Origin of the sequence: Streptomyces sp. cg36 (genome assembly GCF_041080675.1) — a bacterium.
GTDB lineage: Bacteria > Actinomycetota > Actinomycetes > Streptomycetales > Streptomycetaceae > Streptomyces.
Map to the genome: position 1 here is coordinate 6893213 of NZ_CP163520.1, position 20530 is coordinate 6913742.

Genomic DNA, 20530 nt, shown 5'->3' on the forward strand with positions numbered 1-20530 from the left:
CCGTGTGCAGGTTTGCGGAAGACGAGGTTCCGCGGGGGAGTAACGAAATCAGCGCCCTTGCAGCGCCTTCACGTTGTTGCCGAAGGTCCAGTTCTTCGAACCGTCCCAGTTGACCGACCAGGTCATCAGGCCCTTCAGCGCGCCGCCGTAGTGCTGCCACGCCTGGCTCACCGATCCGGGCGCCAGGTAGCCGCCGCCCGCGCCCGGCTGGGCGGGCAGCCCCGGGACCTGCTTGTCGTAGGGGACCTTGATCGTGGTGCCCTGGACGACCAGCCCCTTGTTGAGGCAGTCGGTCTGCGCGGTGAAGCCCGCGACGGTGCCCGCGGAGTAGGAGTCGCCGGAGCAGCCGTACATGCTGCCGTTGTAGTACTGCATGTTGAGCCACCACAGCCGGCCGTTGTCCGCGTACTTCTTCACGATCGGCAGGTACGCGCCCCAGATCGACCCGTACGCCACGCTGCCGCCCGTCACGTACGCGGTCTCCGGCGCCATCGTCAGCCCGAAGTTGGCGGGCATCCGGGCGAGCACGCCGTCGATGATGCGGATCAGGTTGGCCTGCGAGGCCGACAGCGTTCCGATGCTGCCGCTGCCCACGAGGCCGGTCTCGATGTCGATGTCGATCCCGTCGAAGTTGTACTTCTGCAGGATCGGCACGATGGTCGCGACGAACCGGTCGGCCACCGCGCTGGAGCTGAGGTCGATCCCGGCCGCCGCGCCCCCGATCGACAGCAGGAGCGTCTGCCCGGAGTCCTTGGCGGCGCACATCTCGGCCGGGGTGGGGACCTTCACGGTCGCGTCCATCCCGTCCTCCCAGAGCGCGGTGCCGTCGGAGAGGATCACCGGGAAGGCGGCGTTGAGCACGTTGTAGCCGTGGGCGGCGATACGGGAGTCGGTGATCGGGGTCCAGCCGAACGGCGGGTGCACGCCGTTGGAGGAGCCGTCCCAGTTCTCCCAGTACCCCTGGAGCACCTTGCCCGCGGGCCGGGACTTGACCGGGCAGGTGTCGGCGAGCGGTGCGGCGGGCGCGGCGGCCGCCGGTAACTGGGCGGCGAGGGCCAGCGTCACGCCGGCCCCCAGCAGACGTAGCATCCGACCGAGCATGGCGGTACCTCCTGGGCTGTGGGGAACCTTGGAGACGTACGGGTCCGGTTGCCGCACACCGTAAGGTGGTCCAGACCAACCGTCAATAGGTCTGGACCAAACCGGAGTCGGGGTCCGGCCACCCGTCCGGCTCACCCCGCTGGCGGCCCCGGCGCATCCCGCGTACGGATGGCACGGTGAACCGTGCTTCCGGCCACTGGTGGGCCGAACTCCCCCCGGCGGCGGGCGCCGCGGTGATGGCGACCGGCATCGTCTCCATCGGTGTGCACCTCATCGGCCACGAGACCTTCTCCCGGGTCCTGCTGGCGGCGGCCGTCCTGCTCTGGCTGGTACTGGCCGTGGACTTCGCGACCCGCCTGGTCGGCGACCACGCCCGCTGGGAGGCGGAGGCCGACACCCCGCCCGCCCTCACCGCCGTGGCCGCGACCTGTGTCCTCGGCACCCGCTTCTCGCTCCTCGGCCGGCAGAACCTCGCCACCGCCCTGCTCGCCCTCGCCGCCCTGCTCTGGCCGCTCCTGCTCTACGCGGTGGTACGGCACTGGAAGCGGCGGATGCCCGGCGGGGTCTTCCTCGTCTGCGTCGCCACCCAGGCCCTCGCGGTGCTCGCCGCGACCCTGGCCGCCGCGGGCCGCGGCGACTGGCTCGCCCGGGCCGCCCTGGTCCTCTGCTTCCTGGGGGTGCTGCTCTATCTGGAAGCGCTCGTCCGGTTCGACTTCCGGCAGGTGTGGACGGGCGCGGGCGACCAGTGGATCGCGGGCGGCGCGCTGGCCATCTCGGCGCTCGCCGCCGCCAAACTCACCGCGTCCCCGCTGTGGACCGGCGACACCCACACCGTGCTGCGCAAGATCACCCTCGTGCTGCTCGGTCTCGACCTGGCCTGGTACGCCATCCTGCTGATGGCGGAGGTGGCCCGCCCCCGGCCCGGCTACGACCTGCGGCGCTGGGCGACCGTGTTCCCGCTGGGCATGGCGGCGGTGGCGACGCTCTCCACGGCCGCCGCCACCCACGTACGGGGCCTGCGCACGCTGGGCGAGGTACTGCAGTGGATCGCGGTGGCCGCCTGGGCGCTGACCCTGGGCGCGCTGCTCTTCGCCCGCGTACGGGGGAGGGGGCACGCGGCGCGCGAGTGAGGCGGGGGCGACGGGGGCGCGCGGTTGGACCGGGGGGCGCGGGTGGGGCCGGGGCGGGAGGTCCTAGCCCGGCGGGTCCTGGCTCACCGCCGTCACGGCGGTGAGCAGCACCGCCGAGTCCTCCAGGGCGAGCAGCCCGTGGCGCTCCTTGGGGATCTCGCAGAGCTGCCCGGCCTTCAGCTCCTTGTTGCCGCTGTTCGACGTCAGGCGCACATGGCCGTGCAGCACCTGAAGGCTGGCCGCCGGGGGAGTGGTGTGCTCGTCCAGCGCCGAACCCGAGGTCAGCGCGATCACGCTCTGCCGCAGCGCGCCGTCGTGGACGATGAGATGGGCGCTGCGGCCGTGCGTGGCGATGCGCGCCCTGGCCAGGTGCTCCTCCGCGAGTGCTGCGAGGTCCTGCATGGGTCCGTCCTCATGTCGTCTTGTCGTCGAGCCGCTCTGCCGTCGAGCCGCCGAGTCCCGGGGCGCCGAGCGGTCGCGCCGCCGGCCGCCGAACCGCTCTGCCGCCGGACCGGCCCGGCTCCGTGCCCGTACGTACGGGCACCGCCCTCCAGCCTTGCGCCTTCGCGCCGGGACGCAACTCGGCCACACGGCGGCGGCGTCGCCGACCCGCGCGCGGACGCGCCCCCCGGGACCTGTCCGGCGCCGCCGGGGCCGGCCCGCCCTAGCCGTTCCCGGCGGCCCGCCCCACCGACTCGACCAGCGGCAGCAGCCGGTGCGCCACCCGCTCGCGCAGCGCCACCTCGGTGCGGGTGCGCACCACGCCCGGCAGCTGGATCAGGCGCTGGATGACGTCCTCAAGATGACCGGCGTCGCGGGCCACCACCCGGGTCAGCAGATCGCCGCCGCCGGTGATGGAGAACGCCTCGACGATCTCCGGCACGGCCGCCAGCGCGTCCCCCACCTCGTCCAGATGCCCCTGGGTCACCTCGACGTGCACGAAGGCGAGGACGGGGTGGCCCAGGGCCGCGGGGGAGAGGACGGGCCCGGTCCCGGTGATCACTCCGTCGCGCTCCAGCCGGTCCAGGCGCGCCTGGAGGGTGCCGCGCGCGACGCCGAGCAGCCGCGCGTACTCCCGCACGCTGGTGCGCGGCCGTTCGATCAGCAACCGCAGGATCCGGGTGTCGAGCGCGTCCACCGCCATGGTCCGTTGGCCCCTTCCTGGTCCTGTTATCGACAATTCGACTGTACCAATGGCCCAGTCGATTCGAGAGCAGTTGAGCCAGTGTCACTGAGGATGCTTTCCTCGTGCACGTAGCGATGTGTTCGTAGCGAGTAAAAGGCGCTGTGCAGCGCCGGGCGGCGACGACGCCGGTCCCGGACCGCGGCGCCTTTGCCATGTCCGGAGCCGGGTGCGCGCGCACCCGGCGGGCACCGGCGCGCAGAAGAGGGTGTTTCTCCAGCGAAGGGGGCGCGGCGACCGCCGTGAAGAGGATGTTTGTGGCTCCGGATCCGGGGCTGTTGCGACTGAGGGTCTCCCTGCGGGCCGTACTGGGCATCGCCCTGGCCGTCACCTCCGCCGAGCTGTGCGGACTGTCCCTGCCCGCCTCCATCACGGCCGGCCTCGCGGCGCTCCTCGCGCTCTTCACCGTCGGTGACGCCACCGTGCGGCGCCAGGCGCTCACCACCGCGCTGCTGCCCGCCGCCGGATTCCCGGTACTCGCCCTGGCGACCTCCCTGCACGGCACCCCGCTGCTGCGCGACGCGGCCTGGCTCGCGGTGGTCTTCGCGGGCGTCTACGCCCGGCGCTGGGGACCGCGCGGCCACGCGCTGGGGATCTTCGGGTTCATGATGTTCTTCACCACCCAGTTCCTGCACGCCGTCCCGGCCCAGCTGCCCGAGCTGTACGGGGCGATCGGACTGGCCGTCGCCGCCTCGGCGCTGGTCCGGTTCGGCCTCTGGTGCATCGAGCGCCGCACCCCGCCGCCCGCGGCCCCCGCACCGCTCACCGGCCAGGGACTCGCGCGCCCCACCACCCGCCAGGCGTTCCAGGCCACCGTGGCCTGCGCCATCGCCCTCGCGGCGGGCCAGGTCCTGTCCCACGAGCGCTGGTACTGGGCCGTCGGCGCCGCCTGGTGGATCTTCGTGAACACCGCGTCGCGCGGCGAGACCCTGGTCCGGGGCTTCCGCCGGGTCCTGGGCACGGTCGCGGGCATCGCGGCGGGCCTGGTCGTCGCCCTCCCCCTGCACGGTGCCCCGGCACCGACCGCCGCGCTGGTCGCCGTCTGCGTCTTCGGCATCTTCTACACGGCCGGGCCGTCGTACAGCTGGATGATGTTCTTCGTCACCGTCATGGCGGGCCTGCTCTACGGCCTGCTCGGCGTCCTGCACCCCGGGCTGCTCCTGCTGCGCTTCGAGGAGACCGCGGTCGGCGCGATCGGCGCGGCGACGGCCGTGGCGCTCGTCCTGCCGGTCACCACGCACGCGGCGACCGAGGCGTGGATCCAGCGCGCCCTGCACTGCGTGCGCGGCTGCACCAGCGCCGCGACCCTCCGCCTGGCCGGGGACGACGGCGCCGACCCGGCCCCGCACGCGGCCGAGCTGGAGCTGCTGCTCGGCCGGGTCCGCCTCTCGCTGGCCCCGCTGGTCCACCCGCTGAGCCCGCTCAAGGGCCGCAGGTCGCGCGCCCGGCAGGTGATCGCGCTGCTCGACGACTGCGCCCGCCAGGTGCGCGGTCTGGCCGCCGTGGCCGCCGACCCGGCCGCCTCCCACGACGCCCGGCTGACGGCCGCGTGCCGCCGGGTCGAGGCGGCGGTCGAGGCCCTGGTGGCCCCCGCGGCGCAGGCGTGCTCGGCGGCGGCGTCCGCGCCCCGGGCCGTACCGCTGGCGACCGTCCCCGAGCCCGTCGCCGCACCCGGCGCGGCCAAGGCGCACCACCACACCGCCGAGCTCGCGCTGACGCATCTGCACGGGCTGGAACGGGCGCTGGCCGAGCTCGCCGCGCCGCTGCGCACCTCCACGCGGGCCCCCGCCCTGACGGCCTGACCGGCCGCCGCGGCCCCGTGCGCCCGCCACCTCGCCGACTGGTCTAGACCCCCTGCTACGGTCGCGGCAGTCAGCGCCGGGGGCCGACCCCGGCGCGCCCAGTCGCGCGAGAGGGGTTGCACGGTGACCGAGACCAGCACCGGGCGGGCATTCATCGGGTCGTACACCACAGCGGGGGGACACGGCGTCACCGCCGTCGCCGTGGACGCGGAGACGGGCGCACTGACCCCGCTCGGCGCCACCGACGCCCTCGACAACCCCTCGTTCCTGGCGCTGTCGGCCGACGGGGCCGTGCTGTACGCGGTCGGCGAGAGCGCACACGGCACCGCCGCCGCCTTCGACGTGCGCGGGCCGGTCCCGGCCCTCCTCGCCAAGCCCGTACCGGTCGACGGCGCCGCCCCGACCCATCTCGCCCTCGCCGGGGGCCACCTGGTCACCGCCAACTACACCTCGGGCAGCCTGACCGCCCTGCCGGTGCGCCCCGACGGCGCCCTGGGCCCGGCCGCGCACCTGCTCCAGCACCACGGCTCGGGCCCCCACCCCGACCGCCAGCGCGGCCCGCACGCCCACCAGGTGCTGCCCGACCCCAGCGGACGGTGGCTGGTCAGTGTCGACCTCGGCACCGACTCCGTACGCGTCTGCGCGCTCGACCCCGCCACCGGCGCCCTGCGCCTCCACCGGGAGACGGCCCTGCGCCCCGGCACCGGCCCCCGCCACCTGGCCTTCCACCCCGACGGGCGGCACGCCTACGTCCTCAACGAGCTCGCGCCGACCCTCGTCGTCTGCCGCTGGGACGCGGCCTCCGGGACCCTCGAACCGCTCGGGGAGACCCCGGTGGCCCACGAGGGCGGGCCGGAGCCCTGCTACCCCTCCGAGGTCGTCGTGGCCCCCGACGGGCGCTTCCTGTGGGTCGCCAACCGGGGACCCGACACCATCGCCACGCTCGCCCTCGACCCGGACGGCGGGCGCGCGGCGCTGGTCGCCGCCGTGGACTGCGGCGGCCACTGGCCCCGCCACCTCACCCTCGACCCCACCGGCCGGCGCCTGTACGCGGCCAACGAGCGCTCCGGCGACGTGACCTGGTTCGACGTGTACGAGGAGAGCGGCATCCCGCGCCGTGCCGGGTCCCTGGAGGCGCCCGCGGCCTCCTGCGTGCTCTTCGGCTGACCCGCGCGCCACCCGGCCCGCACGCGCGAGGGCCCGCACGCATCGGCGCTGCCGATAAAGCGGACGTAGCCACCCGGCCCGCACGCGCGAGGGCCCGCACCCTTCCTCGGGGTGCGGGCCCTTCCTCTGCCGTACGGGTGCGTCAGTGCACCGGCCTCCGTCGTGCGGGTGCGTCAGTGCACCGGTGAACCCTGCGGCTGCGGGGTGATGCCCAGCGCGGCCGCGTACTGCGAGAGCACCAGCTTGCCGATCGCCGGGTAGGCGCCCAGCGGGTCGGCGGCCTGGCAGTCGGCCTCCTTCGCGGCGGCGTCGAGCAGCCCGTCCGCGACCTCGGGGCCGATCAGGTACGGGGCGACCGCGAGCTGCACCGAGCCCGAGCCGCGCAGCTGCTCGGCCATGGCGGCGATGGAGCCCTCCTGGTCGAGCGCGGCGGCCATCACGGGCACGGCCAGCCGGGCGGCCAGCAGCATGCCGGTGATCCCGGCGGCCTGCACGGCCTCCTCGCCGCCCACGGTGGCCAGGATGATGCCGTCGGCGGCCGTCGCGACCGTGAACAGCCGGGCGCGGTCGGCGCGGGCCAGCCCGGCCTCCGAGAGGCGCACGTGCAGGGCCTCGGCGAGCAGCGGGTGCGGGCCGAGCACATCGGTCAGCTCGGCGGCGGCGCGGCTGTCCATGACGGCCTGGCGCACCCGGCGGATCAGGGCGCTGTCGGGGCCCGCGAGCAGCGGCACGACGACGGCGACGGGGCCGTCGGGCGCGGTCACGTCCTGACCGGCGGCCAGGGCCAGCTCGTAGCGGGCGGTGCGCTCGGCGGCGGTGTGCGCGAGCACGGCGTCGAGCGTGGGGTACTCGGCGTCGGCGCTGTCCAGGTAGCCGATCCGGGCGTCGAGGCCGGGCAGCTCGGAGCGCGCGATGCTGATGACTTCCTCCGCCAGGGCGCGCACGGCGGAGGAAGGAGTACCGGGAACGGCGAGGACGAGCGCGGGCGCGCCCTCGGGAGCGACCACCGGTTCCGGGCGGCGGTGCCGCCCGGGCTGGCGGGGTCGCGGCATTCGTACAGGCAGGCCGGATGCGGGCCCAGTGGGGGAGCTCATGGCGCCGCATGCTACTGGCTTTGCGGGCGCGGCTGTTCGGGGAGGGTGCAGCTGAGCGGTATCTGTCCGGATTTATCCCGCGAGTGACATTGCCCTCAAGTGTCCTGCTCTGTCGTGACCCGCAACATGGCCGGATCGTGCGGCAGTCGCAGCTCGCCCCGGGCCAGCGCGGCGGCGATCAGCACGGCTCCGGCGAGCGGATCTCCCGCCGCGGACACCGTCCGCGCACCCGGCCGCAGCGCCGCCAGCTCCTCCCGTACCGGAACGAGCAGCGGATCCCCCATCCCGAACAGCCCGCCGGTGAGCGCGACTTCGCATTCGCTCACACTCGCGTCCGCGCTCCGGCCCGCCGGGGACAGGGGCGCCCGGGCGTCCGCGCCCCCGTCCGGGCACACCGCCGCAGCCGACTCGGCGATGTGCCGGGCAGCCGCGCGCAGGATGCCCGCCGCCACCGGGTCCACCGGTGCGCAGCGCGCCACTTCGGGCGCGAACGACGCCAGTACGGCCGGCCGGTCCGCTCGTGGATAGAGCACCGACGGCAGCGCGGGCAGCGGACCGAACAGCGCCTCGGCCCGCTCGCGCAGCAGAGCCGAACCGCCGCGCCTGCCGTCGTGGTCGCGCAGCGCCGCCTCCAGGCCCGCCCGGCCGATCCAGGCGCCCCCACCGCAGTCGCCGAGCAGATGCCCCCAGCCGTCGGCCCGCTGCCACCGCGTCAGATCCGTGCCGAGCGCGATCATCCCGGTGCCCGCGGCGACCACCGCGCCGGGCCGCTGCCCCAGCGCACCCGCGTACGCCGTCACACCGTCGGCGGCCAGCGCGAGACGGCGCACCCCGAGCGCCCCGGCCAGCGCCCCGGGCAGCCGGGCCCGCAGGTCGTCGCCGAGCGAGGCCATCCCGGCCGCGCCCACGGCCACCGCCGCCACCGCCTCAGCCCCGGTCCGGGCCCGCAACTCCTCTACGGCGGGCAGCAGTTGCTCCAGCAGTCGCCCCGCGTCGATCCCGGCGGGGCCGGTCGGCACCGGCTCCTTCGACACCACCGTCGGGGCCGCCGTGCCCGCCCGCACACCGGAGCCGGAGTCGGCCCGGCCGAGCGCGAAGCGCACCCCGGAGCCGCCCGAGTCGACCCCCAGCACCCAGGCGGCCGGACCCGGGCCCCGGCCGGAACCCGGCCCCGAACCGGCACCGGATCCGGAGGCCGGCGAGGTCACGGCAGACGCCAGTCGACCGGCTGGGCGCCCTGCCGGGCCAGCAGGTCATTGGCCCGGCTGAAGGGCCGCGACCCGAAGAACCCCCGGTCCGCCGACATCGGCGACGGATGCGCCGACTCGATCGCCGGAAGCTCGCCGAGCAGGGGCCGCAGATTACGGGCGTCGCGCCCCCACAGCACCGACACCAGCGGCGTCCCGCGCGCCACCAGCGCGCGGATGGCCTGTTCGGTCACCTCTTCCCAGCCCTTGCCGCGGTGCGCGGCGGGCTTGCGGGGCGCCGTGGTCAGCGCCCTGTTCAGGAGGAGGACGCCCTGCCGCGTCCACGGCGTCAGGTCCCCGTTCGACGGCCGGGGCAGTCCCAGGTCGTTGTTCATCTCGCGGAAGATGTTCTCCAGACTGCCCGGCAACGGCCGCACCTCGGGCGCGACCGAGAACGACAGCCCCACCGCGTGTCCCGGCGTCGGATACGGGTCCTGGCCCACGATCAGGACCCGTACGTCCTGGAACGGCTGCTGGAAGGCCCTCAGTACGTGCTGTCCTGCCGGGAGGTAGGTGCGCCCCTCGGCGATCTCCTGGCGGAGGAAGTCGCCCATCGAGGCGATCCGTCCGGCCACGGGCTCCAGAGCGTCCGCCCACCCGGGCTCGACGATCTCTTTCAACGGTCGTGCTGCCACGGCCGTCACTCTACTGGCGGATCACCGCCGCCCGTACGCACAGGACGTCCGGCAGATGGGAAGCGAGCAACCGCCAGCTGTCGCCGTCGTCCGCGCTCGCGTACACCTCCCCGTTGCGGTTGCCGAAGTACACGCCCGCCGGGTCCGCGTCGTCGGTGCACAGGGCGTCGCGCAGCACCGTCCCGTAGTGCGCCCCCTCGGGCAGGCCCGCCGACAGCGCGTCCCAGCTGCGGCCCGCGTCCTCGGTACGGAAGACCCGGCACCGGTTCTCCGCGGGCACCCGGTCGGAGTCGGCCGTGATCGGGAAGACGTACGCCGTGTCCGGGCGGCTGGGATGGGTGGCCGCGGCGAAGCCGAAGGTGGAGGGCAGGCCGTCGCCGATGTCCTGCCACTGGCCCCCGCCGTCGTCGCTGCGGTAGACCCCCCAGTGGTTCTGCAGATACAGCCGGTCCGGGTCGGCCGGGTCCTGGGCGATCTTGTGGACGCACTGGCCGAACTCGGGCTGCTGGTCGGGCAGGAAGACCGCGGACACGCCCCGGTTGGCGGGCGCCCAGCTCTCCCCGCCGTCCCGGGTGCGGAACACCCCCGCCGTGGACACCGCCACCGTCACCGCCCGGGCGTCCCGGGGATCGGTGACGATCGTGTGCAGCCCCTCGCCCCCGCCGCCCGGCACCCACCGCGACCGCGTCGGGTGCTCCCACAGCGGGCGCACCAGGTCGAAGGAGACCCCGCCGTCCTCCGAGCGGAACAGCGCGGCCGGCTCGGTGCCCGCGTACACCACGTCGGGCGCCTCCGGGCCCGCCGGGTGCAGCTGCCATACTCGCTCCAGCGAGCGGCCCGTGAACTCCGGGAACTTCACCGCCGGTTGGGGCGGCTCGGTCCAGGTCTCGCCCAGGTCGTCCGAGTGGAAGACGGAGGGTCCCCAGTGCGCGCTGTCGCCGCCGACGAGCAGTCTGGGCACCGTCCGCCGGGTGTCGATCGCGATCGAATAGACCGCCTGGGCGTTGAAGTGCGGCCCGTCGAACCGCCAGGCGCCCCCATGCCCCCGGCCGATGAACAGTCCCTTGCGCGTCCCCACGGTCAGCAGTACGTCGGTCATTGCGACCCCTCCAAAACGCCGTTGTCCCGGATAGTGGCCAGTCTGCACCCGACCACTGACAGCGGCCCCCGCAGACGGCATCCGCCCAGGTCAGCGGCCATTCGCAGCAGGCCGAGGACCTCCCGGTGGACCCGCGCCCGCACAGCGGCCGGCCGCGACCGCTTCACCCGTACGGGAGGTGCGCGCCGATGACGCGGGCAGGGGCGCGCGGCGGCGCGGTGCCGCCCGCCGGGCCGGGCACCGCCTTCCTCGCCGGGCGGGGCATCGCCGACATCACCGGGGAGGCCGCCGAGTGCGGGATGCTCGGCTACGGCAAGGCCGACCAGCGCACCGAGGGCATCCACACCCGTCAGCGCGCCCGCGCCTTCGCCTTCGCGGACCCGGCGGGCCGCCGGGCGCTCCTGGTGGTGTGCGAGCTGCCCCTGATGGCGGACAGCGTCGTGCGCGAGGTACTGCGACGGCTGCCCGAGGGCTACGACGCGGCCAATGTGATGCTCACCGCCACCCACACCCACTGCGGCCCCGGCGGCTACTTCCACCACGGGCTCTACAACGGCACCACCGGCGGCTTCCGCGAGGCGACCTTCCGGGCGATCACCGACGGGATCACCGAGGCCGCCCGCGCCGCGATCGACGACCTGGCCCCGACCGTCCTGCGGCTGGCGCGGGGCGAACTGCACGACGCCAGCGCCAACCGCTCCCGCCGGGCCTTCGACCGCAATCCGGCCGCCGACCGGGCGCACTTCCCGGACGCCGTCGACCCGCTCACCACCCTGCTGACCCTGGAGCGGGACGGCACGCTCGTCGGCGCGGTCAACTGGTTCGCCACCCACAACACCAGCATGACCAACCGCAACCGCCTGATCAGCGCCGACAACAAGGGGTACGCAGCCTACCACTGGGAGCGGCTGGTGGCGGGCGCCGACTACCTGGCCGACTCCCCGCCCGGCCTCGTCACGGCCTTCGCCCAGACCAATGCCGCAGACATGTCCCCGAACCTGGGCCTGGCCCCGGGCCACGGCCCCACCGACGACCAGTTCGAGAACACCCGCATCATCGGCACCCGCCAGTACGAGGCCGCCGCCGCCCTGCGCGGACAGCGGATCGACGGCGGCATCGACACACGTACTACGTACGTGAACCTGTCGTCGGTCGAGGTCCGCCCCGAGCACACCGGGGACGGCCGCACCCACCGCACCTCACCGCCCGTCGGCGGCGCCGCCGCGTTCGCCGGGGCCTGGGTGGACGGGCGCGGCTTCAAGGGGTTCCGGCCCGGCGCCAACCCGCTGTGGGACACGGTGGCCCGGCGGCTCGTCTACCCGCTGGCACCCGCGCTGCGCGACGCCCAGTACCCCAAGGCGCCGGTCCTCCCGGCCGGGCCCGTCAACCGGATCCGCCCGATGGTCCAGGAACGCGCCCCGCTCCAGCTCCTGCGGATCGGGCCGCTGTACCTCATCGGCGTCCCCGGCGAGGTCACCATCGTGGCCGGACTGCGGCTGCGCCGGACGGCCGCGGAGATCCTCGGCACCGACCTGGCGCACGTACTGGTCGCCGGTTACAGCAACGGATACATCCACTACGTGACCACCCCCGAGGAGTACGACGCCCAGGAGTACGAGGGCGGCAGCACGCTCTTCGGGCGCTGGGAACTGCCCGCCCTCTGCCAGACCGTGGCGGAGCTCGCCACCGCCCTGCGCGACGGCACCCCCGTACGGCGGGGCCTCCCCGAGCCCCCGGTGCCGGTACGCCCCAGACGTCGCCAGCGGCGCCCGGACGCCCCGCACCCGGGCCGGGCCTTCGGGGATCTGCTCTCGTTCGCCCTGATCGGCCGCCGCGCCACGGCCTCCTTCGTGGCCGCCCACCCCGGCAACGACCTGCGCCGGGGCGGCAGTTACCTCTCGGTCGAACGGTGGACCGGCGAGGGGTGGTCGCGGATCGCGGACGACGGCGACTGGTCCACGCGCTTGCGCTGGTCGCGCTCGGGCGGAGCGACCTCGGTCGCCACGGTCACCTGGCACGCCCCCGCGGACACACCCGCGGGCCGCTACCGCCTCGCGTACCACGGGGACACGGCGAAGGGCCCGTTCACGGGGGTGAGCGAGCCCTTCGAGATCAACCGGGTCCGGCCGGGGCCGGATTGAGACGGGGCGGGGGCCGGGACGGTTCGGCCTGGTGCGGCGGGCCGATCCGGTCCGCCTCTCGGGTCCGGCGGGTCCGGTTCGGTCCGGTGGGGTCCGGTTCGGTCCGTCAGACCGAGCGGTGGTACTGGTCCGGCACGTGCACCTCGCCGCCCAGTTCACGCGCCGCCTGCCGGGCCCAGGACGGGTTGCGCAGCAGTTCACGGCCCAGCAGGACCGCGTCCGCCTCGCCGTTGGCCAGGATCTTCTCGGCCTGGGCGGGCTCGGTGATCAGACCGACGGCGGCGACGGGAAGCGGGCTCTCGTTCTTGACCCGGGCCGCGAACGGCACCTGGTAGCCGGGGCCGACCGGGATGCGCACGCCCGACGCGTTCCCGCCGGTCGACACGTCGAGGAGGTCCACGCCGTGCTCCTTGAGCAGGGCGGCCAGCCGTACGGTGTCGCCGGCCTCCCAGCCGCCCTCGTCCAGCCAGTCGGTGGCCGAGATCCGGAAGAACAGCGGCAGCTCCTCGGGCCACACCGCCCGTACGGCGTCGGTGACTTCGAGCGCGAACCGGGCACGGTTCTCGAACGAGCCGCCGTACGCGTCCGTACGCTTGTTGGAGTGCGGCGAGAGGAACTCGCCGATCAGATAGCCGTGGGCGCCGTGGATCTCGACGACCTTGAACCCGGCGTCCAGGGCGCGGCGCGCGGCATCGGCGAACTGGCCCACGATCTCCTGGATCTGATCGACGGTCAGCTCGGTCGGCGTGGTGTGCTTCGTGTCGAACGGGACCGGGCTCGGGCCGAGCGGCTGCCAGCCCTCCTCGTCCCCGGGGGCGATCGGCGCGCCGCCGAGCCAGGGGCGGTCGGTGGACGCCTTGCGCCCCGCGTGCGCTATCTGGATGCCGGGAACGGTGCCCTGCGACTCCAGGAACGCGGTGATCCGCCGGAACGCCTCCACCTGCGTGTCGTTCCAGATGCCGAGGTCGGCGGGGGAGATGCGGCCCTCGGGGGAGACCGCGGTCGCCTCGACCAGGATGAGGCCGGTGCCGCCCGTCGCGCGGGCGCCGTAGTGGGCGAAGTGCCAGTCGTTCGCCACGCCCGCGCCGGGGCCGAACACCTCGGCGCTGTACTGGCACATCGGCGCCATCCAGACCCGGTTGGCGAAGGTCACGGACCGCAGGGTGAACGGCTCGAACAGGGCGCTTGCAGCAGACACGGCAGACTCCATTCAGGACGGCCGCGGCGCCAGGAGGGGCGGCGCCGCTTCGCTTCGTACGATACTCGTCGTAGTACGGTAAATGTCAAACTACGATGAGCCTCGTACAATGAGCGCGTGTCCACAGCAACGAGCAAGCGCGAACTCGACCACCCGATGCGCGACGAGATCCGTCTTGAGGGGGTCCTGCACGCCCTCTCCGACCCGATCCGGCTGTCCGTGGTCAGCGACCTCGCGGCAGCGCCCGCGCCCGGCGAACTCTCCTGCTCGCACTTCGACCTGCCGGTCACCAAGTCGACGACGACGCACCACTTCCGGGTGCTGCGCGAAAGCGGCGTGGTCCAGCAGACGTACCGGGGCACCGCCAAGATGAACGGCCTGCGCCGCGACGACCTCGAAGCGCTCTTCCCCGGCCTGCTCGACCGCATCCTGGAGGCGGCTGCGCTGCAGGAGGGGCGGGATGGTGGCGGGGAGAGGTGAGGAGGGGGTGAGGTGACTGTTGTCGGTCACTGGTCACCGGCTGAAATCTGATGGCTGTCAGCTGTCATCTGTCATCTGACAGCCGTCAGGCAACTTCCGTCATCTGCCACCCGACATGCGGCATCCTGGCTCCGCTGCTGGAGGTTGGTCAGCTGTCATCTGACCGCCGTCAGCCGTCAGTCAACTTCCGTCATCTGCCACCCCGCATCTGTCACCCCGCATCTGCCACCCCCCGCCCCCCCACTCACCCCCCGCCCCGCGAAGCCGCCAGCAGCCCCTCCCAGTCCGGGATCTTGACCGAGCCGCGGCCCAGCGAGCGGCCCAGCGCTGCCTCCGCGCGTTCGATGTCCAGCCAGCCGCGCCACTCCACCGGGCGCAGGCCCGCTTGTCGGAGGGCGGGCAGGGGCTCGTCCGTGAGGGGGCGGAGGGCGAGGGTCGGGGCGTCCGCCAGCAGGGACGTCACCGTCTCCTTGGCGCACGGGCGGTTCGTGCCGATCACGCCGGTCGGGCCGCGTTTGATCCAGCCGGCCACGTACTCGCCGGGCGAGGGCGCGCCGACGCGCAGTACCCGCCCGGCGGCGTGGGGCACGGTTCCGGTCGCCGGGTCGAAGGGGAGGCCGGTCAGGGGGACGCCCAGATATCCGACGGCCCGCAGGACCAGCTGGGCCTCGACGTCCTCGTACGTCCCGGTGCCGCGCACGCCCCCGGACCCGTCCGGCGCCGTGTGCTCGAAGCGGACGCCGCCCACCCGTCCGTCCCGCTCCAGGATCTCCACCGGGCGCAGGAAGAACCTCAGCCGCAGGACCCGTGGCGGCTCGCGCCGCGAAGCGGGCGCCGGTGCGGTGGCCCAGCCGCGCAGCACCTCGACGTTGCGGCGTACGGGGGCGGGCAGGGTGGCGGGGTCCAAGTAGGCGGGGTCCAGGGCCAGTTCGGCGCCGTCGACCGTGACCTCGGCGCCCGGCAGCGCACCCAGCTCCCGCAGCTCCTTGGTGGTGAACTTGGCCTGCGAGGGGCCGCGCCGGGCGGTCATGTGCACCTCGCGCACCGCACTGGAGGCCAGTGCGTCCAGCGCCGCGTGCGGCACGTCGGTGGGGCGCAGTTCGTCGGCGCCGCGCGACAGGATGCGGGCCACGTCGACGGCCACGTTCCCCGCGCCGATCACCACCGCCGAGCGGGCGGTGAGCCAGTCGAGGCGGAAGCCGTCCGCCGCCGCGTCGGGGTGGGCGCTGTACCAGGAGACGAAGGCGGTCGCCGAGCAGCTGCCCGGCAGGTCCTCGCCCGGGATGCCCAGTCGTCGGTCGGCCGCCGCGCCCACGCAGTAGACCACCGCGTGATAGAGCCCGAGCAGCCGGTCGGTGGAGACGCCGCCGGGGCCGATCTGGACGTTCCCGTAGAAGCTGATCCGTTCGTCCTCCAGGACGGTGCGCAGGTTGTTCTGGAGGGATTTGATCTTCTCGTGGTCCGGCGCCACCCCGTACCGCACCAGCCCGTAGGGGCAGGGCAGCCGGTCCAGGACGTCGATCCGCAGTCCCGGGACGGTGCTCTGGGCGAGGAGGGACTGGGCGGTGTAGACCCCGCTGGGGCCGGAACCGGCGACGGCGATGCGCAGCACGGAGGGCGCTCCCTTCCCGAGGGGGGATCCCGCCAGGGGACTCCAGCATCGCACCGGTGCGCGCGCGGCGTCAGGGGAGGGAGCGCGGTTTCCCCTGCGGCGGCGGGGCGCCCAGCTCCCACTCCAGGTCGAACCGCTGGAACAGTTCGGCCCGCAGTTTGGCCACGTCCATCGCGGCGCCGGGCAGCAGCGCCGCGAAGACCGCGCCCATCAGGAGCGCGCGCAGCATCGGGTAGTCGGCCTCGACGTCCTGCGAGCCGTACCGCTCCATGGTGTCGCGCAGCAGCCAGGCCAGCCGCTGCTGCTCGGGGCACTGGACGAACCCCTCGGCCTGGAGGATCCCCGCCATGTGGGCGCGCATCAGGACGGGGTGGTCCTCGGTGAGGCTCAGTATGGCGTCGATGGCCCGCGCCAGCCGCTCCCGGCCGTCCTCGGTCCGCGGCTCCCGCTCCAGGCCCGCGTGCAGGGTCAGGTGCATGACCCGGTGGACGGCCGACTGGAGCAGGTGCCGCTTGCCGGGGAAGTAGTACGAGACCAGGCCGCGTGCCGAACCGGCCCGGTCGGCGATGTCGCCGAGGGTCGTCGCCTCGTAGCCGTGCTCGGCCACCAGCTCCACGGTCGCCTGGAGCAGCCGTTCACGGGAACGTCGGCGCAACTCTTCGTTGACCGATGCGCTGCGCGGGGACATGCTGTAACTCCTGCGTTGACTGGCTCTGAGCCAATATACTCAGGCTACCGTGCGCGGGAACCCCTTCCGGGGGTTCTGGCCTGCGGATTTGCCGCCCCTTTCTGGGTGACGCGGGGGATCACCCAGAAAGGGCGGCTCCATGCTGCCCGCCGTCCACCAGGTCCAGCACGGGCAGCAGCCCGGCCGGGCGCTCGTCGACCGTCAGATGGTCCACGAAGTGGACCGCGCAGCCGAGTGCCGAGGCCCCGCCGTCCGCCCGGCGGTCGTCGCCCACCATCAGCACGTCGCCCGGCTCGCGCCCGATCGCCTCGCAGCCCGTCCGGAACAGCCGGGGGTCCGGCTTCTGGACCCCGTGCTCGTACGAGAGCACATGGGCGCCCACCAGCCCGTCCAGGCCGTGGGCGCGGAACACCGGCCGCAGGTCCCACCCGATGTTGCTGACCACCGCCACCGGAACCCCGCGCTCGCGCAGGGCGCTCAGGACGGTGTGCGCGTCGGGATAGGGGTGCCAGGCGGCCGGTGTCATGTGCCGGTCGTACAGGCAGGTGTACAACTGCGGATCCGGCAATGTCACCCGCCTCGCCAGCCCCGTGTACGCGGCCCGGTGGAGCTCCTGGCTCCGGTCGCGGGAGGCCCACAGCTCCGCCAGCTCGGGCGGTACGGACCGCGGCGCGGCCCCGCCCGGCAGCGCCCCGGCGTCCGTCAACTCATCCGCGTACCGGGCGAATTGGTCCTCCGGGAGCACGGTCCCCGAGGCGTCGAGCGCGGCGCGCAGCCAGGCGCGGGCCGACTCGATGCGGAACAGGGTCCCGGAGAAGTCGAAGAGCACACCCTTGATCATCATGGCGGGGATCCTTCCCGCCGGGCGCCGCCGGATTCAAGCTCCTTCGGCCGCCCGCGGCCGGTTCGTGACCCATGCCCCGTACGCCGCCGCCGACAGGGCGACCAGCGCCGCCCCGATCAGCCAGCCGCCCACGACGTCCGAGAGCCAGTGGACGCCGAGATAGACGCGGGTGAAGCCCACCCCGAGCGCCGAGACCGCGCCCGCCACGGCCACCGCCCGCCGCACCCGGGGCCGCGCGCCCCGAACGACGGCCAGCCACAGCAGCAGGCCGAATGTCACCGTCACCGTGAGCGCGTGGCCCGACGGGAAGGCGGCGTACGAGGCCGAGTCGACGGGATCCGGCCAGCTCGGCCGCTCCCGTCCCAGCGCCGCCTTGAGGCTCTGCTGCACGAAGGTGCCGAGGGCGCTGGTGGCCGCCGCCCACAGCGCGAGCGCCCGGGCGCCCCGGACGAACAGCGCGAGCACCACCACGGCCAGCAGGGCGCGCATCGTCCAGGTGTCCCAGAGCCAGTCGGTCAGGATCCGGTTGGCGCGGGTCAGGCCGTGATGGGCCACGGCCCGCCTGTGCAGCCCGTCGGCGACCCGGTGGTCCAGGGAGACCAGCAGGCCCCACCCGGCCGCCACGAGGGCCGTCAGCAGGCCGGAGAGGGCCACCAGGGCCGCACCCGCGCGGGCCGCTCCGGGCGTCCTCGCGCGCGTGGCCGGTGGTGCGACGGTCATGGCACGGTCCTCGCTGGGGTGCTGGTCTCGCTGGTTTCGGGTGGGGCCGGGCGCGCCCGGTGCGTACGGGGCCTAGCCGAGGGCGCGCAGGGCCGGGACGAAGGCGACCAGGAGCGGGACCACCGGCACCAGGGCCGCCGCCGCCGTCAGCCGCAGGCGGTGGCCCGCGGTGAGCCGGGGGGAGGCGGCCAGCAGGCGCTCGACCCGCTTGGGGACCTCGCCCTCCGGCGCCGGGCAGGGCCCGAACACGCCCCGGTTCTCGTTGAGTTCGACCAGGGCGAGGGCGATCGTGAGCCGCCCGTAGCGCCGCGAGGCGACGTCGTCGGCGGCCAGCTCCACCAGCCGGTGCATCTCGTCCCGGAACGCCGCGAACACCGGGATCTTCGGGAACCCGTTGGCCAGCGCCGCCGAGCAGTGCAGCAGCCAGTCGTGGCGGGCGCGCGCGTGGCCCTGCTCGTGGGCGAGCACCGCGTCCAGCTGGCGGCCCTTGAGGCGGTGGAGCGCGGCCGTGGTGATGACCAGCTGGGGGCTGGGGCCGGGCAGCCACCAGGCGTCGGGCCGCTGCGCCTCCAGGACGACCAGCGGCGCCCCGCCGGGCTCCTCGCCGGGCAGCAGCGGCGCGCGCACCAGCAGCTCCGAGCGCCGCGCCCGGCGCCGGGCGCGCGCCCCGCGGATCTCCCGGGTCAGCATCGCGGCCGTCCAGGCGCCGCCGCAGAAGAGCAGCACCGCGAGGGCCGCGGACCAGGGTCCGTACGGGCCCAGCGCGTACGCGTCGATCACCGCGCGCGGGGCGGGGGCGAACACCTGGCCCCGGACGGTCCGCCAGGCCGCCGCCGCGCTGAAGACCATCGCCAGCGCGAAGCACAGCAGCACCGCGGCCACCACGCACTGCCAGACCCACAGCGCCACCACCGGCTCGCGCTCGGCCCAGTGGGCGCGAGCGAACAGCCGCGGGGCCAGCACGGCGGCCACGGCGCCGAGCGCCAGCAGCGCGAGGGAGACCATCATGGTCTCAGCCTATGAGCGGGGCCCCGCCGATAGGTATGACCTCGCGCGCCAAGTGACGCACGCCACGTTTTGATCACAGCGCGAGCAGCATCGCCAGCATCGCCATTCCCATCGAAAGGCGGCAGGCCAGGGCGAGTTCGGGCCGCGCGCCCCAGCCGGGCGCGCCCGCGGCGGCGCCGTCGCGCGCCGGGCCGGCCGCCGGCACCAGCCGGACGCCCGTGGTGAGGACGTAGCCGACGTAGTACACCACCAGCACCCCCGTGAGCAGGGGGATCCCGCCCGCCGGGCCGGTGTGGCCCTCGTGGGCGTGGCCGCCGGAGCCGGTCATCGCCAGCGCCATGTAGACCATCGCGAGCGCGCCGACCGCGTGGTGCAGATGGTGGTGGCCGCCCGCGCCCCGGCCGTGCGCCCGCACCAGCCAGCCCGCGCGCAGCGCCACGGCCGCGAACACCGCGGCGTAGACCCCCGGCAGCCAGGGCGGCGGGGTGGCGAAGGCGGCCGGGACGGCCATCGCGGCCATGCCGAAGCCCATCACCGCCTCGCCGCCGGCCGCGCTGCGCGCCCGTTCGCAGCGGCTGCGCAGCCGCAGCACGCAGTACGCGCCGGTGGCCGCGCACACCGCCACGAGCAGCCAGCCGGACAGTGCGGATCCGTGCATGGCACGCCTCCCCGCTCGACATGTGGCCCTGCCGAGAAGTCGATTCCCGCACCGGCCGCCGCGCACGCGGGCGCAAGGGCACACAGGGGGAGCGCGCGGGGGAGCGGGGGCTCGCGGGGGCGGGGTTAAGGTCGGGGGGCCGCCGCTACGTGACGATGCAGTTGGGAGAGGGTTCGCCATGGAGACCACCCGCGCCGGAGAGCTGAGCTACCGGGACGCCACCGAGGCCGATGTGGAGGAGCTGGTGCCGCTCATCGAGTCGGCCTACCGCGGCGACGCCAGCCGGGTCGGCTGGACCACCGAGGCGGACCTCCTCCAGGGGCAGCGCACCGACCCGGAAGGGGTGCGCCAGGTGATCACCAAGCCCGCCAGCCGGCTGCTCGCCGTGGAGCGCGGGGGCCGGATCGTCGCCTGCTGCCAGCTCGAACACCGCGGTGAAGCGGCCTACTTCGGCATGTTCGCGGTCCGCCCCGAGCTCCAGGGCGCCGGTCTCGGCAAGGAGATCATCGCGGCGGCGGAGCGCACCGCGCGCGAGGGCTGGGGCGTCACCGAGATGCACATGACGGTGATCTCGGTGCGGGACGAGCTGATCGCCTGGTACGAGCGGCGCGGCTACCGCCGTACGGGACGGATGACGCCCTTCCCGTACGGCGACGAGCGCTTCGGCGTTCCGCAGCGCGCGGGCCTCGAATTCGAGCTGCTGGTCAAGGAGTTGGCCTGACC

The 20530-nt window shown here is 74.5% G+C and carries 20 protein-coding genes; 6 read left to right on the plus strand and 14 right to left on the minus strand.

Annotation, left to right across the window (positions count from 1 at the left end):
- Nucleotides 1-48: 48 nt before the first annotated feature.
- Nucleotides 49-1101: a chitinase gene (locus tag AB5J87_RS30730; protein ID WP_369381328.1), complete on the minus strand. Its 1053-nt coding sequence runs from the start codon at nt 1099-1101 to the stop codon at nt 49-51.
- Nucleotides 1102-1277: 176 nt separating this feature from the next.
- On the opposite strand from AB5J87_RS30730, the gene AB5J87_RS30735 reads away from it, so the two are divergent.
- On the plus strand, nt 1278-2231 hold the full coding sequence (locus AB5J87_RS30735; RefSeq protein WP_369381329.1) for a tellurite resistance/C4-dicarboxylate transporter family protein: 954 nt from the start codon (nt 1278-1280) through the stop codon (nt 2229-2231).
- 63 nt (nt 2232-2294) lie between these two features.
- Here the strand turns inward: AB5J87_RS30735 and AB5J87_RS30740 are convergent, their stop codons facing one another.
- Together AB5J87_RS30740 and AB5J87_RS30745 are read right to left on the minus strand one after the other, a co-directional pair.
- Entirely contained in the window at nt 2295-2633 is a 339-nt protein-coding gene (locus AB5J87_RS30740) for a cupin (RefSeq protein WP_369381331.1), read from the minus strand.
- Nucleotides 2634-2895: 262 nt separating this feature from the next.
- Nucleotides 2896-3375, minus strand: coding sequence for an Lrp/AsnC family transcriptional regulator (locus AB5J87_RS30745; protein WP_369381332.1), 480 nt, complete (start codon nt 3373-3375; stop codon nt 2896-2898).
- 290 nt (nt 3376-3665) lie between these two features.
- On the opposite strand from AB5J87_RS30745, the gene AB5J87_RS30750 reads away from it, so the two are divergent.
- Both AB5J87_RS30750 and AB5J87_RS30755 read left to right on the plus strand, forming a co-directional pair.
- On the plus strand, nt 3666-5216 hold the full coding sequence (locus AB5J87_RS30750) for an FUSC family protein (protein ID WP_369383719.1): 1551 nt from the start codon (nt 3666-3668) through the stop codon (nt 5214-5216).
- 123 nt (nt 5217-5339) lie between these two features.
- A complete protein-coding gene (locus AB5J87_RS30755) occupies nt 5340-6383 on the plus strand; it encodes a lactonase family protein (protein ID WP_369381333.1) in 1044 nt (347 codons plus the stop codon).
- Nucleotides 6384-6556: 173 nt separating this feature from the next.
- Here the strand turns inward: AB5J87_RS30755 and AB5J87_RS30760 are convergent, their stop codons facing one another.
- The 4 genes from AB5J87_RS30760 to AB5J87_RS30775 all read right to left on the minus strand — a co-directional run bounded on the left by AB5J87_RS30760 (nt 6557) and on the right by AB5J87_RS30775 (nt 10458).
- On the minus strand, nt 6557-7477 hold the full coding sequence (locus tag AB5J87_RS30760; protein WP_369381334.1) for a sirohydrochlorin chelatase: 921 nt from the start codon (nt 7475-7477) through the stop codon (nt 6557-6559).
- Nucleotides 7478-7572: 95 nt separating this feature from the next.
- Nucleotides 7573-8610: an N-acetylglucosamine kinase gene (locus AB5J87_RS30765; RefSeq protein WP_369383720.1), complete on the minus strand. Its 1038-nt coding sequence runs from the start codon at nt 8608-8610 to the stop codon at nt 7573-7575.
- A 71-nt stretch (nt 8611-8681) separates the two neighbouring features.
- Nucleotides 8682-9359, minus strand: coding sequence for a uracil-DNA glycosylase (locus AB5J87_RS30770; protein ID WP_369381335.1), 678 nt, complete (start codon nt 9357-9359; stop codon nt 8682-8684).
- A 10-nt stretch (nt 9360-9369) separates the two neighbouring features.
- Entirely contained in the window at nt 9370-10458 is a 1089-nt protein-coding gene (locus AB5J87_RS30775; protein ID WP_369381336.1) for a WD40/YVTN/BNR-like repeat-containing protein, read from the minus strand.
- A 188-nt stretch (nt 10459-10646) separates the two neighbouring features.
- Between AB5J87_RS30775 and AB5J87_RS30780 the strand changes: the two genes are divergently transcribed.
- Nucleotides 10647-12599, plus strand: a complete 1953-nt coding sequence (locus AB5J87_RS30780; protein ID WP_369381338.1) for a neutral/alkaline non-lysosomal ceramidase N-terminal domain-containing protein — start codon at nt 10647-10649, stop codon at nt 12597-12599.
- A 106-nt stretch (nt 12600-12705) separates the two neighbouring features.
- On the opposite strand, the gene AB5J87_RS30785 is transcribed toward AB5J87_RS30780, so the two are convergent.
- Nucleotides 12706-13809, minus strand: coding sequence for an NADH:flavin oxidoreductase/NADH oxidase (locus AB5J87_RS30785; RefSeq protein WP_369381339.1), 1104 nt, complete (start codon nt 13807-13809; stop codon nt 12706-12708).
- A 144-nt stretch (nt 13810-13953) separates the two neighbouring features.
- On the opposite strand from AB5J87_RS30785, the gene AB5J87_RS30790 reads away from it, so the two are divergent.
- A complete protein-coding gene (locus tag AB5J87_RS30790; RefSeq protein WP_369383721.1) occupies nt 13954-14277 on the plus strand; it encodes an ArsR/SmtB family transcription factor in 324 nt (107 codons plus the stop codon).
- A gap of 244 nt (nt 14278-14521) precedes the next feature.
- On the opposite strand, the gene AB5J87_RS30795 is transcribed toward AB5J87_RS30790, so the two are convergent.
- The 6 genes from AB5J87_RS30795 to AB5J87_RS30820 form a co-directional block, all read right to left on the minus strand.
- Nucleotides 14522-15889, minus strand: a complete 1368-nt coding sequence (locus AB5J87_RS30795; protein WP_369381342.1) for an FAD-dependent oxidoreductase — start codon at nt 15887-15889, stop codon at nt 14522-14524.
- Nucleotides 15890-15959: 70 nt separating this feature from the next.
- Nucleotides 15960-16577, minus strand: a complete 618-nt coding sequence (locus tag AB5J87_RS30800; protein WP_369381345.1) for a TetR/AcrR family transcriptional regulator — start codon at nt 16575-16577, stop codon at nt 15960-15962.
- A gap of 118 nt (nt 16578-16695) precedes the next feature.
- Nucleotides 16696-17421, minus strand: a complete 726-nt coding sequence (locus AB5J87_RS30805; RefSeq protein WP_369381348.1) for an HAD family hydrolase — start codon at nt 17419-17421, stop codon at nt 16696-16698.
- A gap of 33 nt (nt 17422-17454) precedes the next feature.
- Nucleotides 17455-18141, minus strand: coding sequence for a phosphatase PAP2 family protein (locus AB5J87_RS30810; protein ID WP_369381350.1), 687 nt, complete (start codon nt 18139-18141; stop codon nt 17455-17457).
- 72 nt (nt 18142-18213) lie between these two features.
- Complete coding sequence (locus AB5J87_RS30815) at nt 18214-19149, minus strand: M56 family metallopeptidase (protein WP_369381353.1); 936 nt, start codon at nt 19147-19149, stop codon at nt 18214-18216.
- Between the two features lie 73 nt (nt 19150-19222).
- Nucleotides 19223-19807 (minus strand): DUF5134 domain-containing protein, encoded by a 585-nt coding sequence (locus AB5J87_RS30820; protein ID WP_369381354.1) that lies wholly within the window; start codon nt 19805-19807, stop codon nt 19223-19225.
- Between the two features lie 178 nt (nt 19808-19985).
- Here AB5J87_RS30820 and AB5J87_RS30825 point away from each other — a divergent pair, with 178 nt between their 5' ends.
- On the plus strand, nt 19986-20528 hold the full coding sequence (locus AB5J87_RS30825; protein WP_369381357.1) for a GNAT family N-acetyltransferase: 543 nt from the start codon (nt 19986-19988) through the stop codon (nt 20526-20528).
- The last annotated feature ends 2 nt before the right edge of the window (nt 20529-20530 follow it).